This is a genomic window from Pseudomonas sp. NY8896 (assembly GCF_039634505.1).
Genome location: NZ_CP132350.1, coordinates 883,354 through 898,236, shown reverse-complemented (window position 1 = coordinate 898,236; position 14,883 = coordinate 883,354). Strand labels below are relative to the sequence as shown.

The window sequence follows — 14,883 nt, the reverse complement described above, 5'->3', positions numbered from 1 at the left end:
AGCCCTCCCCACTTGCGCTGCCCACCCTCCCCCGAATTCTCGACGGATGCTGAACATGCAAAGGCTCCAGACCGTGCTGTTGCAGTGCGCCGGGTGGCTGCTCTACATGAGCCTGCTCATGCTGATCGCCCTGGCCCTGCCAGCCGATATCTTCGACTCGCAATCGAAGCACTTCATCTTCCTGGTCGGCGCAGTCGGCATCTGGCGCTATTCCATGGGCGCCACCCATTTCATCCGCGGCATGATCTTCCTCTACGGCGTGTACCCGTACCTGCGCCGCAAGGTGCAGAAAATGGGCACTGCTGCCGACCCGTCGCACGTTTACCTGATGGTGACCAGCTTCCGCATCGAAGCGCTGACCACCGCCCAGGTGTACAGCTCGGTGATCCGCGAGGCGATCAACTGCGGCTTCCCCACCACCGTGGTCTGCTCACTGGTGGAAATGTCCGATGAGCTGCTGGTGAAAAGCCTGTGGGCCAAATACAACCCACCAGCCCATGTGAAGCTGGACATCGTGCGCATCGCCGGCACCGGCAAGCGCGATGGCCTGGCCTACGGCTTCCGCGCCATCTCACGCATGCTGCCGGACGAGAACGCCGTGGTGGCGGTGATCGACGGGGACACCGTGCTGGCCGATGGCGTGGTACGCAAGACCGTACCGTGGTTCAAGCTGTTCCCCAACGTCGGTGGCCTGACCACCAACGAATTCTGCGAGGTGCGCGGCGGCTACATCATGAGCGAGTGGCACAAGCTGCGCTTCGCCCAGCGCCACATCAACATGTGCTCGATGGCACTGAGCAAGCGCGTGCTGACCATGACCGGGCGCATGTCGATGTTCCGCGCCAGCGTGGTGACCAACCCCGAATTCATCGCCGATGTTGAAAGCGACTCACTGATGCACTGGCGCCTGGGCCGCTTCAAGTTCCTCACCGGTGACGACAAGTCCAGCTGGTTCAGCCTGATGCGCCTGGGCTACGACACGTTCTACGTGCCGGACGCGGCCATCAACACGGTCGAGCACCCGCCGGAAAAAAGCTTCTTCAAAGCCAGCCGCAAGCTGATGTACCGCTGGTACGGCAACAACCTGCGGCAGAACTCCCGCGCACTGGGCCTGGGCCTGGGCCGCCTGGGGTTGTTCACCAGCATCGTGCTGTTCGACCAGCGCGTGTCGATGTGGACCAGCCTGCTGGGCCTGACCGTGGCGGTGATCGCCAGCCTCAAGTTCGGCCTGGCCTTCCTGCTGGTGTACCTGCTGTGGATCGGCATTACCCGCCTGATCCTCACCATCATGCTGCTGTGCTCCGGCCACAACGTAGGCCCGGCCTACCCGCTGATTCTCTATTACAACCAGATCATCGGCGCACTGATGAAGATCTACGTGTTCTTCCGCCTCGACAAACAGTCGTGGACGCGTCAGCCCACTGCCCTCAAGCGTGACCTCGCCAGCTTTCAACAATGGTTCAACACCTGGTCCTCGCGGACCATGACCTTCTCGGCTGCCAGCATCTTCGTTGCTGTGCTGTTCATGGTCGTGTGAGCCCAACCCGGATCGGATCTAACAGGAACAAACCACCATGAATACCGCCGTGAACGTCAATGTCGTGCATGAGTCCGAAGCCCAGCGCCAACACGCCCGGGTACGCATTCCCGCCAAGCTGCGCTTCCTGGACGCCCAGCGCCAGACCCACGAAGTCAAGGTCGACGACCTTTCCGCAGGAGGCCTGAGCTTCCACACCAAGCAGCAGCTGACGGTAGGCGATGTACTGCGCGGGCGCCTGCAGTTCGTGGTCGACAACCTGGGCCTGTCGATCGACATCGAGTTCCAGGTGCGCTCGTACAACCCGGACAATGGCCGTACCGGCGCGCAGTTCCAGAACCTTGAACCACGCGACATCGCCACGCTGCGGCACATCATCACCAGCCACCTGTCCGGTGAGCTGATCAGCATCGGCGACGTGCTCAGTACCCTGCAGCGCGACAACTTCACCAAGGCGCGCAAGCAGAAGGACGGTGGTTCTGGCCTGAGCGCCTTCGGCCGGCTCAAGGCCGTTACCGTCACCCTCGGCGTGTTCGTGGTCGGCGTTGCAGCTTTTGGCTTCGTCGCCAAGTCGCTGTACGGCATGTACTTCGTCAGCCATGCCGAAGCGGGTGTGGTCGCGGTACCGACCACCACCGTCACCATGCCGCGCGACGGTACTGTGAGCAGCCTGGTCGAAAGTGGCGGGCAGATCGCCAAGGGCGCGCCACTGGCCAGCTTCACCACCAGCATGCTGGACATGCTCAAGGGCAACCTTGAAGACGCACAGCTGGAGCCGGCGAAGATCGAGGAGCTGTTCGGCAAGCAGCTGTCCGGCACCCTCACCAGCCCCTGCGATTGCGTGGTCGCCCGCCAGTTGGTGGACGATGGCCAGTACGCAGCTAAAGGCCAGGCGATCTTCCAGCTGATCCCGCGCACCACCACGCCGATGGTCGAGGCCCGCTTCAGCTACCGCCAGTTCGACGAGGTCAAGCCGGGTACCCGGGTCAACTTCCAGGTCGCCGGCGAAGACGAAGTGCGCACCGGCCAGATCGTCAGCAGCACCAGCCTCAACAGCGAAGACCTGTCCTCCGACATCCGCGTGCAGATCAAGCCTGACACTGGAATGCCCGCCGAACTGGCCGGCCGCCCGGCTTCGGTCAACAGCGACCGTGGCCCGTCTATGAACTGGCTGATCGACAAAGCAGTGGCCCGTGGGCTGTAAGAGGAACTTGCGATGACTAGCATGCCGCCGTTGCGAGGGCTTTGCCCTCGATCGCGACACAAGGCCGCTCCTACAGGGTCCGAGTCGTTCTCCCATCTGTCGCCTGGCACTCAACCTGTAGGAGCGGCCTTGCGTCGCGATCGAGCGCGCAGCGCTCGCCCATTCGCATGGTGCACACTCGCCCTGGCCATTACCCTGGCCGGCTGTGCCGGCCTGCCTGACCAGCGCCTGGCCAACGAAGCCATGAAGCGCGGCGACACGGCTTTGGCCGAGCGCAACTACAAGGCCCTGGCCGACCTGGGCTACAGCGAAGCACAAGTAGGCCTGGCAGACATCAAGGTGGCCACCCGCGACCCATCGCAAATCAAGGAAGCCGAGGCCACCTACCGCGCAGCGGCGGCCACTTCGCCCCGTGCCCAGGCGCGCCTTGGCCGCCTGCTGGTGGCCAAGCCCGACAGCACCCAGGCCGAACGCGAAGAAGCCGAAACCCTGCTCAAGCAGGCTGCGAAGCAGGGCGAAAGCAATACCCTGATTCCGCTGGCAATGCTCTACCTCAGCTACCCGCAGAGCTTCCCCAAGGTCAATGCGCAGCAGCAGATCGACCAATGGCGCGCCGCCGGCAACCCGGAAGCGGGCCTGGCCCAAGTGCTGCTGTACCGCACCCAGGGCACCTACGACCAGCACCTGGGCGACGTGGAGAAGATCTGCAAGGCCGCCCTGAACAGCACCGACATCTGCTACGTCGAACTGGCCACCGTGTACCAGAAGCGTGGCCAGGCCGACCAGCAAGCCGCCCTGCTCGCCCAGTTGAAGTCCGCCTACGCCCGTGGCGCGGTGCCGGCCACTCGGGTCGACAGTGTTGCCCGGGTGCTGGCCGACCGCAGCCTTGGCCAGACCGACGAGAAAACCGCCAAGGACCTGCTTGAGCAGGTGGCCCCCGCCAACCCGGCATCCTGGGTCAGCCTGGCGCAACTGCTGTACGACTTCCCCGAACTGGGCGATACCGACCAGCTAATGGCTTACATCGACAAGGGCCGCGAGGCCGAACAACCACGCGCCGAACTGTTGCTGGGCCGCCTGTACTACGAAGGCAAAACCCTGCCAGCCGACGCGAAAAAAGCCGAGCAGCACCTGCAAGCCGCCGCCGACGCTGGCGAAATCAGCGCCCATTACTACCTGGGCCAGCTGTACCGCCGTGGCTACCTGGGCAATGTCGAGCCGCAGAAAGCCGTCGATCACCTGCTGGCCGCCGCCCGTGGTGGGCAGAACAGCGCCGACTATGCCCTGGCCCAGCTGTTCAGCGAAGGCCACGGCATCCGCCCGCAACCGGGCAACGCCTGGGTGTTCGCCCAGCTGTCGCAGGCCAACCCGACGCCGCAATCGAGCGAACTGCTGCAGCAACTCGACCAGCAACTCACGCCTGACCAGCGCAGCCAGGCCCAGCAACTGTTGGGCCAGGAAAAGCGCGCACGCGGCAGCATGGCGCAGGGCGCGAACAGCACCCTGGCCCTCGAAGCCCTGCAAGACGACGAAAAAGAAGTAGACGGTGAGGACTCGCTATGACGCTCAATCCCTTCGTGAAAGCCGGCATCGGCCTGAGCTTCGCCCTGCTGTGGTCCTGCCCGACCCTGGCGGAAATGACCGCTGAAAAGAATTTTGGCCTGGACGTGAAAATCACCGGCCAGTCGGAAGACGACCGCGACCTGGGCACCCGCCCTGGTGGAGACGTCAACGGCCTGGGCCTGGACCTGCGCCCTTGGGTGTACGGCGAGCGCGGTAACTGGAGTGCCTATGCTATGGGCCAGGCCGTCGCCGCCACCGACACCATCGAAACCGACACCCTGCGCCAGAACGACGACGGCACCAGCACCGAAACCGGCGACGACAGCCGCCAACCGGACAAAAGCTACCTGGCCATGCGCGAGTTCTGGGTCGGCTACAGCGGCCTCACCGCCTACCCCGGCGAGCAACTGCGCTTCGGCCGCCAGCGCCTGCGCAGCGACGATGGCATGTGGCGCGACACCAACATCGAAGCATTGAACTGGACCTTCGACACCACCCTGCTCAAGGCCGACCTGGGCGTGGCCCAGCGCTTCAGCGAGTACCGCACCGACCTCACCGAACTGGCCCCGGAAGACAAGGACCGCACCCACATCTACGGCAACGTCGCCACGCAGTGGACGCCTGGCCATTGGGTTGGCGTGCGGGCACACCATACGCACGACAGCGGCAGCCTGAAAAACCCCGGCGAAACCGTCGACGCGCTGGACAAGACCCGCACTGGCGACTTGACCTGGCTGGGCCTGGAAGCCAACAGCGACGCCTACAACTGGCGCAACGACCACACCGTCAACTACTGGGGTAGCGTCACCTGGCTGACCGGTGACCGCGACACCCTCAGCAGCCAGGCCGTCGGCAACGATCAGGTTGCCACCGGCAAGCAGAGCGGCGACGTCAATGCATGGGCCACCGACCTTGGCATTCGCCTGCGCCTGGACCCGCAATGGCAGGTCGGTGCGGCCTACGCCCGTGGCAGCGGCGGTGGTGGCGACGACGGCTCGAACAACTTCGAGCAGACCGGCCTTGAGAGCAACCGCTCCAACTTCACCGGCACCCGCTCGCGCGTGCACCGCTTCGGCGAAGCTTTCCGTGGCGAGCTGGGCAACTTGCAGGCAGCCACCCTGTTCGCCTCCTGGCAGCTGCGCGACGACTACGACGCCAGCCTGATCTACCACAAATTCTGGCGGGTCGACGGTAACCAGAACATCGGCTCCAGCGGCATCAACGCGGTGGTCAACGACAACGGCGTGAACCGCCCGCTGGTCGACGGCGAAAAAGACCTTGGCCAGGAAATGGACGTGGTCGTGACCAAGTACTTCAAGCAAGGCCTGCTGCCGGCATCGATGAGCCAGGCCATCGACGAGCCGTCCGCTCTGGTGCGCCTGCGTGCCGGTGTATTCAAGCCGGGCGATGCCTACGGCAAGGAAGCGGACTCGTACATGCACCGCGCCTTCGTCGATGTGATCTGGCGCTTCTGAGGCCGGTAGGGGACTGACCGTTATGAACCTTCACCCGCACTTACGTCACAGCCTGTTGGCCAGCGCCTTGCTGCTGGCCAGCGGCCTGGCCGCTGCCGCAGAACCCCAGGTGATCGCCAAGGAGCTGCAGCAGGCCAAGACCTACACAGTGGCCAGCGCACCGATCGAACCGCTGCAGATGGACCCGCCAAAGCTGCCCGACTTGACCGGTTTCACCGCCGAGGCGGTGCAGAAGAAGATCGACCGTAGCCACAAAGGCAAGGTCAGCCTGCGCCGCATGTTCCAGGAGGACACCCTCAAGGAGTTCGTCGGCGGCGACAACAAGGCAGCCGAGTGGGTGCAGCGCCAGCACGGCATTCCGCAGGCGATCTTCGTCGATGACGGCCATGTCGACCTGGTCGAGCTGAGCAAGAAGGTGCCCAAACAGTACCTCAGCGAAGTCGAGCCCGGTGTGTACCTGGCGCGCCTGCCGATCGTGGTCGGGCAAAAGGGCATCCTCGAGATCGACGGCAAGGTCAAGCAGCTGCGCCTGTCCCAGGAGGGCGGTTCGTTCCTGGTCAACGACGGCAAGCTGTTCGTCACCGACACCCAGGTGACCGGCTGGCGGGAAAAGGACAATGGCCCGGCCACCTTCCGCTCGCCCAAGGAATTCCGCCCGTTCCTGCTGTCGTGGGGCGGCACCGAGACCTACATCGTCAACACCAGGATGGCCAGCTTCGGCTACGCCAAGTCCAAGTCGTATGGCGTGAGCATTTCGCAGTACACGCCGAACATGGCCAAGCGCATGGGCCGCCCGGAACCCACCGGCTGGATCATCGGCTCGGAATTCAGCGACATGTGGTACGGCTTCTATTGCTACGAAACCCAGGATTTCGTGGTCAAGGACAGCACCTACCGCGACAACATCGTCTACGGCATCGACCCGCACGACCGCTCGCACCGCCTGATCATCGCCGGCAACACGGTGTACGGCACCAAGAAGAAGCACGGCATCATCGTTTCGCGTGAGGTCAACGACAGCTGGATCATCAACAACAAGAGCTACGACAACAAGCTCTCGGGCGTAGTGATCGACCGTAACAGCGTCAACAACCTGGTGGCCTACAACGAGATTTACCGCAACCACACCGACGGCATCACCCTGTACGAAAGTGGCGACAACCTGATCTGGGGCAACAAGCTGATCAACAACCGCCGCCACGGCATCCGCGTGCGCAACAGCGTGAACATCCGTCTGTACGAAAACGTCGCCATGGCCAACGGCCTGGTCGGCGTGTACGGCCACATCAAGGACCTGTCCGACACCGACCGCGATATTGCCCTCGACCCGTTCGACACCAAGGTGTCGCTGATCGTGGTGGGTGGCGAGCTGGCGGCCAACGGCTCCGGCCCGCTGTCGATCGACTCGCCGCTGTCGGTCGAACTGTACAAGGTGTCCATGCTCGCCCCACGCAAGGCCAGCGGCATCAGCCTCAATGGCGTGCTGGGCGAGCGCCAGGACGAAATCCTCGACCTGCTGGTACGCCAGCAGAAGGCTGTGCTGATCGACCCGGTCGAACGCCAGACCGAAATGATCGATTAAGGAAGCCCAGACCATGACTCCACACCTGATGAAACTGCTGGGCCTGTCCGCCGCCCTTCTGGCGATCAGCCAGGGCGTGCGCGCCGAAGACGTCAAGGCCCCGACCTTCAGCGCCGAGCCCTGCTGCCAGCTGTGCCCCGAAGCGCACGATGCCAGCCGCTACACCACCCGCTACCAGCAGAACTTCACCACGCTGGTGCAGGCCAAGGGTGACTGGCTGTTCCGTACCCGCGAAGACCTGCGCACCGAGTTCACCACCACCCCGGCCGGCTACAAGCGCCTGCAACAAGTGCACGACGCGTTCAAGAAGCGTGGCGTGGAACTGGTGGTGGTGTACCAGCCGACCCGTGGCCTGGTGAACCGCAACATGCTCAACCCGGCCGAGAAAGCCGCCTTCGACTACCCAAAGGCCCTGGGCAACTACCAGGCCATGCTCAAGCGCTTCGCCAGCATGGGCTACAACGTGCCCGACCTGTCGCCGCTGACCAACGAGCAACTGGCCGCCGCCGACCAGGGCAAGGACTTCTACTTCCGTGGCGACCAGCACTGGACGCCCTATGGCGCCGAGCGCGCGGCAAAAATCGTGGCCGACACCGTGCACAAGATGCCGGCCTTCGAAGGCATACCGCGCAAGGAATTCGAGACCAAGAAGTCCGGGCGCATGGGCAAGACCGGCACCCTGCATAACGTAGCCGGCCAGCTGTGCGGCACCAGCTACGCGGTGCAGTACATGGACCAGTTCGCCACCGAGCCGAAAGGTTCGAGCGGCGGCGACGACCTGTTCGGTGACGGCGGCAACGCGCAGATCACCCTGGTCGGCACCAGCCACAGTGGCAAGAACTACAACTTCTCGGGCTTCCTCGAGCAATACATCGGCGCCGACGTGCTCAACGTCGCCTTCCCTGGCGGTGGCCTGGAGGGCTCGATGATCCAGTACCTGGGCAGCGAGGAATTCCAGAAGCACCCGCCGAAGATCCTGGTGTGGGAGTTCTCCCCGCTGTACCGCCTGGACCAGGAAACCATCTGGCGGCAAATCCTTGGCCTGCTCGATGACGGCTGCGACGACCGCCCTGCCCTGATGAGCGCCAGCACCACCCTCAAGCCCGGCAAGAACGAGCTGATGGTCAACGGCAAGGGCGGCGTGATCAAAGACTTGATCAACCGCAACCTGCAGATGGACGTGAAGTTCGAAGACCCGTCGGTGAAGGTGTTGCAAGCCACCCTCTGGTACCTCAACGGCCGCCACGAGGACATCAAGCTGGAAAAACCGGAAACCTCCGACACCGACGGCCGCTTCGTCTTCCAAATGCGTGAAGACGAAGACTGGGCCAGCCAGGGCCTGCTGGCGTTCGAGGTACAGGGGCCGGAAAGCGGCACCCAGAAGGTCGAGGCCAAGCTCTGCAAACGCAACAACTTCGCCGTGCCTGCGCAGACCGCGCAGGCCGGCCAGTGAGGCGATCCATGACCCTATTGAAGCGAATTTCCAGCCCCGCCCTGCTCGCTTTGGCCCTGTTTGGCGGTGCCGCGCACGCTGCGCTGGTACCCCCGCAGGGTTACTACGAGGGGATCGAAAAGCTCAAGACCGGCGACGGCAATTTCCGCTGCGAAGCGGCGCCCAAGCCGTACACCGGCGCGTTGCAGTTTCGCAGCAAATACGAAGGCTCTGACAAGGCGCGGGCAACGCTCAATGTTGCCTCGGAAAAGGCCTTCCGCAAGTCGACCGAAGACATCACCACGCTTGAGAAAGGCGTGAGCAAGATGGTTGGCCAGTACATGCGCGATGGCCGCCCGGCGCAGCTCGATTGCACCTTGGCCTGGCTGGGCACTTGGGCGCGCGCCGACGCATTGCTGTCCACCGACTACAACCACACCGGCAAGTCGATGCGCAAATGGGCACTGGGCAGCATGAGCGGCTCGTGGCTGCGCCTGAAGTTCTCCCACTCGCAGCCGCTGGCCGCGCACCAGGCTGAAGCCGAAGTCATCGAAAAATGGTTCGCCCGCCTGGCTGAACAGACCGTGCGCGACTGGAGCGACCTGCCGCTGGAGAAGATCAACAACCACAGCTACTGGGCGGCCTGGTCGGTCATGGCGACCGCTGTCGCCACCGACCGTCGCGACCTGTTCGACTGGGCCGTGAAGGAATACAAGGTGGGCGCCAACCAGGTGGATGACCAGGGCTTTCTGCCCAACGAAATCAAGCGCAAGCAGCGCGCACTGGCCTACCACAACTATGCCCTGCCGCCACTGGCGATGATTGCCAGCTTTGCCCAGGCCAATGGCGTGGACCTGCGCAAAGAGAACAACTTCGCCCTGCAGCGTCTGGGTGAAGGCGTACTGGCCGGTGCCCGCGACCCGAGCCAGTTCAAGGCCCGCACCGGCGAGAAGCAGGACATGAAGGACCTCAAGGTCGACAGCAAGTATGCCTGGCTCGAACCCTGGTGCGAACTGTACCACTGCGTCGGCGACACCCTGCAGCGCAAGCACGGCATGCAGCCGTTCAACAGCTTCCGGCTGGGCGGCGACCTGACCCGGGTCTACGACCCGAACGCAGAGAGCAAGAAATAGATGTCGCCTGGGTTAGGGCCGCTTTGCGGCCCATCAGGAATGAAGTGACAACGGTTTCCTCCAGCTTTTTGCTGGGGGGTTTGGGGGGCGCTTTGCCCTGGATGCTGTGAACAAATTAGGAGAACCGGGATGGTCTTCTCGTCCAACGTGTTCCTGTTCCTGTTCTTGCCGATCTTCCTCGGCCTGTACTACCTGAGCGGGCAACGTTATCGCAACCTGCTGCTGCTGATCGCCAGCTACATCTTCTATGCCTGGTGGCGGGTGGACTTCCTGGCCCTGTTCGCCGGGGTCACCCTGTGGAATTACTGGATCGGCCTCAAAGTGGGTGCCGCCGGTGTGCGCACCAAGCCCGCCCAGCGCTGGCTGCTGCTTGGCGTGGGTGTCGACCTGGCGATTCTCGGCTACTTCAAGTACGCCAACTTCGGCGTCGACAGCCTCAACGCGATCATGGCCTCGTTCGGCCTTGAGCCGTTCATCCTCACCCACGTGCTGCTGCCGATCGGTATCTCGTTCTACATCTTCGAGTCGATCAGTTACATCATCGACGTCTACCGTGGCGACACCCCGGCTACTCGCAACCTGATCGACTTCGCCGCGTTCGTGGCCATCTTCCCGCACCTGATCGCAGGCCCCGTGCTGCGCTTCAAGGACCTGGTCGAGCAATTCAACAACCGCACCCACACCCTGGACAAGTTTTCCGAAGGCTGCACCCGCTTCATGCAGGGCTTCATCAAGAAAGTGTTCATCGCCGACACCCTGGCCGTGGTCGCCGACCACTGCTTCGCCCTGCAAAACCCGACCACGGGCGATGCCTGGCTGGGCGCGCTGGCGTACACCGCACAGCTGTACTTCGACTTCAGCGGCTACAGCGACATGGCCATCGGCCTGGGCCTGATGATGGGCTTCCGCTTCATGGAGAACTTCAAGCAGCCATACATCAGCCAATCGATCACCGAGTTCTGGCGGCGCTGGCACATCAGCCTGTCGACCTGGCTGCGCGACTACCTGTACATCACCCTGGGCGGTAACCGCAAAGGCACCTTCAACACCTACCGCAACCTGTTCCTGACCATGCTGCTGGGCGGCCTGTGGCACGGTGCCAACTTCACTTACATCATCTGGGGCGCCTGGCACGGCATGTGGCTGGCCATCGAACGCGCGCTGGGCATCGACACCAACCCGCAGCGCTTCAACCCGGTCAAATGGGCCTTCACCTTCCTGCTGGTGGTAGTCGGCTGGGTGATCTTCCGCGCCGAGAACCTGCACGTGGCCGGCCGCATGTACGGCGCCATGTTCAGCTTCGGCGACTGGCAGCTTTCGGAACTCAACAGTGCCCAGCTGACCGGCCTGCAGGTGGCGACCCTGGTCATCGCCTACCTCACCCTGGCGTTCTTCGGCCTACGCGACTTCTACCGCAATGCCAAACCGACGCCCAAGGCAACCCCGGTGCAGGTGAACAGCGATGGCTCGATCGGCCTGGACTGGACCCGGGTGATGACCCGCGCCCTGATTCTGCTGCTGTTCGTCGCCTCGATCCTCAAGCTTTCGGCGCAGAGCTACTCGCCGTTCCTGTACTTCCAGTTCTGAGGCCGATGACATGAACCGCACATTACGCATCACTTATTCCCTGTCGTTCCTTGGCTTGCTGGTGGGCATGGGCGTGTGGTCCACCGGTGGCCTGCAAAGCTTTCAGCGCACCGAGCAGATGACCCTGCTCAACGGCAAGCTGGCCAAGGCCGCCGAGACCCACTACGACGACGAGTTCCCGATCAAGCGTCTGGGCACGAACCTTTGGGCGGCCATGGACTTCAAGCTGTTCAACGAGGGCCGACCCGGTGTGGTACTGGGCCGCGACCAGTGGTTGTTCAGCGACGAAGAGTTCAAGCCCACCGCCGGTGCCGAACAACTGATGCAGGAAAACCTGGCGCTGATCCGTGGCGTGCGCGACACCTTGCAGCAGCACGGTAGCCAGCTGGTGCTGGCGATCATCCCGGCCAAGGCGCGCCTCTATTCGGAATACCTGGGCAAAGAGCAACCGGCCAGCCTGCACGATGACCTGTACAACCAGTTCCACGCCCAGGTACGCCAGGCCAACGTGTTCGCCCCAGACCTGCAAGCGGCCATGGAACAAGCCAAAGCCCGCGGCCAGGTATTCCTGCGCACCGACACCCACTGGACACCAATGGGCGCCGAAGTCGCCGCCCAGACGCTGGCCGAGGCGGTAAGCCGGCAGAACCTGCTCAACGGTGACCCGCAAACCTTCGTCACCGAAGCTGGCAGCACCGCGCCCTACAAAGGCGACCTGACCAACTTCCTGCCACTGGACCCTTTGTTCAGCAACCTGTTGCCGGCCCCGGACAACCTGCAGCAGCGCACCACCCGCCCGGTCGATGCCGAGGGTGACGCGGGGGACGCACTGTTCGCCGATAAGCAGATTCCGGTTGCGCTGGTGGGTACCAGCTACAGCGCCAACCCGCACTGGAACTTCCTTGGTGCCCTGCAGCAGGCCCTGAACAGCGACGTCGCCAACTACGCAGAAGACGGCCATGGCCCGCTGCTGCCAATGCTCAAGTACCTGCAAAGCGATGCCTTTAAAAACGCCGCACCGCAAGTGGTGGTGTGGGAATTCCCCGAGCGTTATCTGCCCATGAAAAACGACCTCAGCAGTTTCGATCCGCAGTGGATCGCGCAGCTGAAGAACACCCGTAAAACCGAAGAAAACCTGGCCTTGTCGTCCAACCAGACGCGCCACTGATCGATAGAGAGGAAACGCACATGACTACCAAGACTTCCATTGCCAAAGCCCTCACCCTCGCGGCCGGCCTGTCCCTTGCTTCCATGCAGGCCTTCGCCGGCGCGGATGCCGCGCTGTATGGCCCGAGCGCGCCGAAAGGCTCGACCTTCGTGCGCCTGTACAACGCGGCCAGCGCACCGGCCGCCGCCTCGGTCGGCAACACCCAGATCAAGCAGGTTGGCGCCCAGGCCAGCAGCGACTTCAGCTTCCTGCCAGGCGGCGACTACACAGCCCAGGTCGGCGGCAAGAGCGTGCCGGTCAAGCTGGCCTCGGACAAGTACTACACCCTGGTCAACAGCAGCAGCGGCAACCCGCAGTTGATCGAAGAACCACCGTTCAAGAACAAGCAGAAAGCCCTGGTGCGCGTGCAGAACCTGAGCGACCAGCAGCTGACCCTGAAAACCGCCGACGGCAAGACCGAAGTGGTCAAGCCGGTGGCCGCAAACGGCCGGGGCGAACGCGAAATCAACCCGGTCAAGGTCAACCTGGCGCTGTACCAAGGTGACAAGAAAGTGGGTGACGTGAAACCCGTCGCCCTGGAGCGCGGCGAAGCCGCCGTGCTGTATGTAACGGGTTCCGGCAACGCCTTGTCGCCGGTGTGGGTAACTCGCCCCGTGGCTAGCAACTGATCCCCCTGCCTTTAACGACTATTGGAGAAACATGATGATCCCGGTAATTCTTTCTGGTGGTAGCGGTTCGCGTCTGTGGCCTCTGTCGCGCAAGCAGTTCCCAAAACAGTTCCTGGCCCTGACCGGCGAACACACCCTGTTCCAGCAAACCATCGAGCGCCTGGCGTTCGAAGGCATGGACACACCGATCGTGGTCTGCAACAAGGACCACAAGTTCATCGTCCAGGAACAGCTGGCTGCGCTGAAGCTGGAAACCCAAGGCATCCTGATGGAGCCGTTCGGCCGTAACACCGCGCCGGCCGTGGCCATGGCCGCCATGAAACTGGTCAACGAAGGCCGCGACGAGCTGATGCTGGTACTGCCAGCCGACCACGTGATCGACGACCAGAAGGCCCTGCAGCGCGCCCTGGCCCTGGCCACCATCGCCGCCGAGCGTGGCGAGATGGTGCTGTTCGGCGTGCCGGCGACCAAGCCGGAAACCGGCTACGGCTACATCCGCTCCAGCCAGGATGCCCTGCTGCCCGAAGGCGTGGCACGCGTGGCCCAGTTTGTCGAGAAACCCGATGAGAAACGCGCCGCCGAGTTCGTCCAGGCCGGTGGCTACTTCTGGAACAGCGGCATGTTCCTGTTCCGCGCCAGCCGCTTCCTCGAAGAGCTGAAAAAGCACGACGGCGACATCTACGACACCTGCGTGCTGGCGCTGGAGCGCAGCGAGGAAGACGGCGATGTGCTGAGCATCGACGAAGCCACCTTCGCCTGCTGCCCGGACAACTCCATCGACTACGCGGTGATGGAAAAAACCCAGCGCGCCTGCGTAGTGCCGATGTCGGCCGGCTGGAGCGACGTGGGCTGCTGGTCATCGCTGTGGGAAGTGCACGAGAAGGACGACAACGGCAACGTCACCAAGGGCGACGTGGTGGTGCAGGACAGCCGCAATTGCATGATCCACGGCAACGGCAAGCTGGTGTCGGTGATCGGCCTGGAAAACATCGTGGTGGTCGAAACCAAGGACGCCATGATGATTGCCCACAAGGACAAGGTCCAGGGCGTCAAGCAGATGGTCAAGACCCTCGACGAACAGGGTCGCACTGAAACCCAGAACCACCTGGAAGTGTATCGCCCGTGGGGCTCGTACGACTCGGTGGACATGGGTGGCCGCTTCCAGGTCAAGCACATCACCGTCAAGCCGGGTGCCAGCCTGTCGCTGCAGATGCACCACCACCGCGCCGAGCATTGGATCGTGGTGTCCGGTACCGCCGAGGTCACCTGCGACGAGAACGTGTTCCTGCTGACCGAAAACCAGTCGACCTACATCCCGATCGCGTCGGTGCACCGCCTGCGCAACCCAGGCAAGATCCCGCTGGAGATCATCGAAGTGCAGTCCGGCAGTTATTTGGGCGAGGATGACATCGAGCGCTTCGAGGATGTGTATGGACGGACATCGACGCCGGTGGAGCGAGGTGTTTCGGTCAAGACGATTGCGCAGTAAGTAAACCCCTGGGGCCGCTTTGCGGCCCTTTCTCGACACGAGGGC

At 63.2% G+C, this 14,883-nt stretch carries 11 protein-coding genes; all 11 read left to right on the top strand.

Going from position 1 to position 14,883, the window contains the following annotated elements; genetic code table 11:
* Positions 1-55 precede the first annotated feature (55 nt).
* The 11 genes from Q9451_RS03960 to Q9451_RS03910 all read left to right on the top strand — a co-directional run bounded on the left by Q9451_RS03960 (position 56) and on the right by Q9451_RS03910 (position 14,838).
* Positions 56-1,537: a glycosyltransferase family 2 protein gene (locus Q9451_RS03960; RefSeq protein WP_041166586.1), complete on the top strand. Its 1,482-nt coding sequence runs from the start codon at positions 56-58 to the stop codon at positions 1,535-1,537.
* Positions 1,538-1,574: 37 nt separating this feature from the next.
* On the top strand, positions 1,575-2,741 hold the full coding sequence (locus tag Q9451_RS03955) for an alginate biosynthesis protein Alg44 (RefSeq protein ID WP_012274102.1): 1,167 nt from the start codon (positions 1,575-1,577) through the stop codon (positions 2,739-2,741).
* 21 nt (positions 2,742-2,762) lie between these two features.
* Complete coding sequence (algK, locus tag Q9451_RS03950; RefSeq protein ID WP_223296420.1) at positions 2,763-4,304, top strand: alginate biosynthesis TPR repeat lipoprotein AlgK; 1,542 nt, start codon at positions 2,763-2,765, stop codon at positions 4,302-4,304.
* A complete protein-coding gene (locus Q9451_RS03945; protein WP_012274104.1) occupies positions 4,301-5,779 on the top strand; it encodes an alginate export family protein in 1,479 nt (492 codons plus the stop codon). The genes algK and Q9451_RS03945 overlap by 4 nt, the downstream gene beginning before the upstream one ends.
* 22 nt (positions 5,780-5,801) lie before the next feature.
* Positions 5,802-7,361 carry a mannuronan 5-epimerase AlgG gene (gene algG / locus Q9451_RS03940; RefSeq protein WP_012274105.1) on the top strand — a complete coding sequence of 520 codons (1,560 nt, stop codon included), beginning with the start codon at positions 5,802-5,804 and terminating at the stop codon, positions 7,359-7,361.
* Positions 7,362-7,374: 13 nt separating this feature from the next.
* Positions 7,375-8,814 (top strand): alginate O-acetyltransferase, encoded by a 1,440-nt coding sequence (locus Q9451_RS03935; RefSeq protein ID WP_012274106.1) that lies wholly within the window; start codon positions 7,375-7,377, stop codon positions 8,812-8,814.
* Between the two features lie 8 nt (positions 8,815-8,822).
* The gene (locus Q9451_RS03930) at positions 8,823-9,926 is read left to right on the top strand and encodes a mannuronate-specific alginate lyase (RefSeq protein ID WP_012274107.1); all 1,104 of its coding nucleotides are present in this window, start codon (positions 8,823-8,825) and stop codon (positions 9,924-9,926) included.
* Between the two features lie 129 nt (positions 9,927-10,055).
* The gene (locus Q9451_RS03925; RefSeq protein ID WP_012274108.1) at positions 10,056-11,513 is read left to right on the top strand and encodes an MBOAT family protein; all 1,458 of its coding nucleotides are present in this window, start codon (positions 10,056-10,058) and stop codon (positions 11,511-11,513) included.
* Positions 11,514-11,523: 10 nt separating this feature from the next.
* Positions 11,524-12,681: an alginate O-acetyltransferase gene (locus Q9451_RS03920; protein WP_012274109.1), complete on the top strand. Its 1,158-nt coding sequence runs from the start codon at positions 11,524-11,526 to the stop codon at positions 12,679-12,681.
* A gap of 20 nt (positions 12,682-12,701) precedes the next feature.
* Positions 12,702-13,349 carry an alginate O-acetyltransferase AlgF gene (locus tag Q9451_RS03915; protein WP_012274110.1) on the top strand — a complete coding sequence of 216 codons (648 nt, stop codon included), beginning with the start codon at positions 12,702-12,704 and terminating at the stop codon, positions 13,347-13,349.
* A 34-nt stretch (positions 13,350-13,383) separates the two neighbouring features.
* A complete protein-coding gene (locus Q9451_RS03910; RefSeq protein WP_041166587.1) occupies positions 13,384-14,838 on the top strand; it encodes a mannose-1-phosphate guanylyltransferase/mannose-6-phosphate isomerase in 1,455 nt (484 codons plus the stop codon).
* Positions 14,839-14,883: the final 45 nt, after the last annotated feature.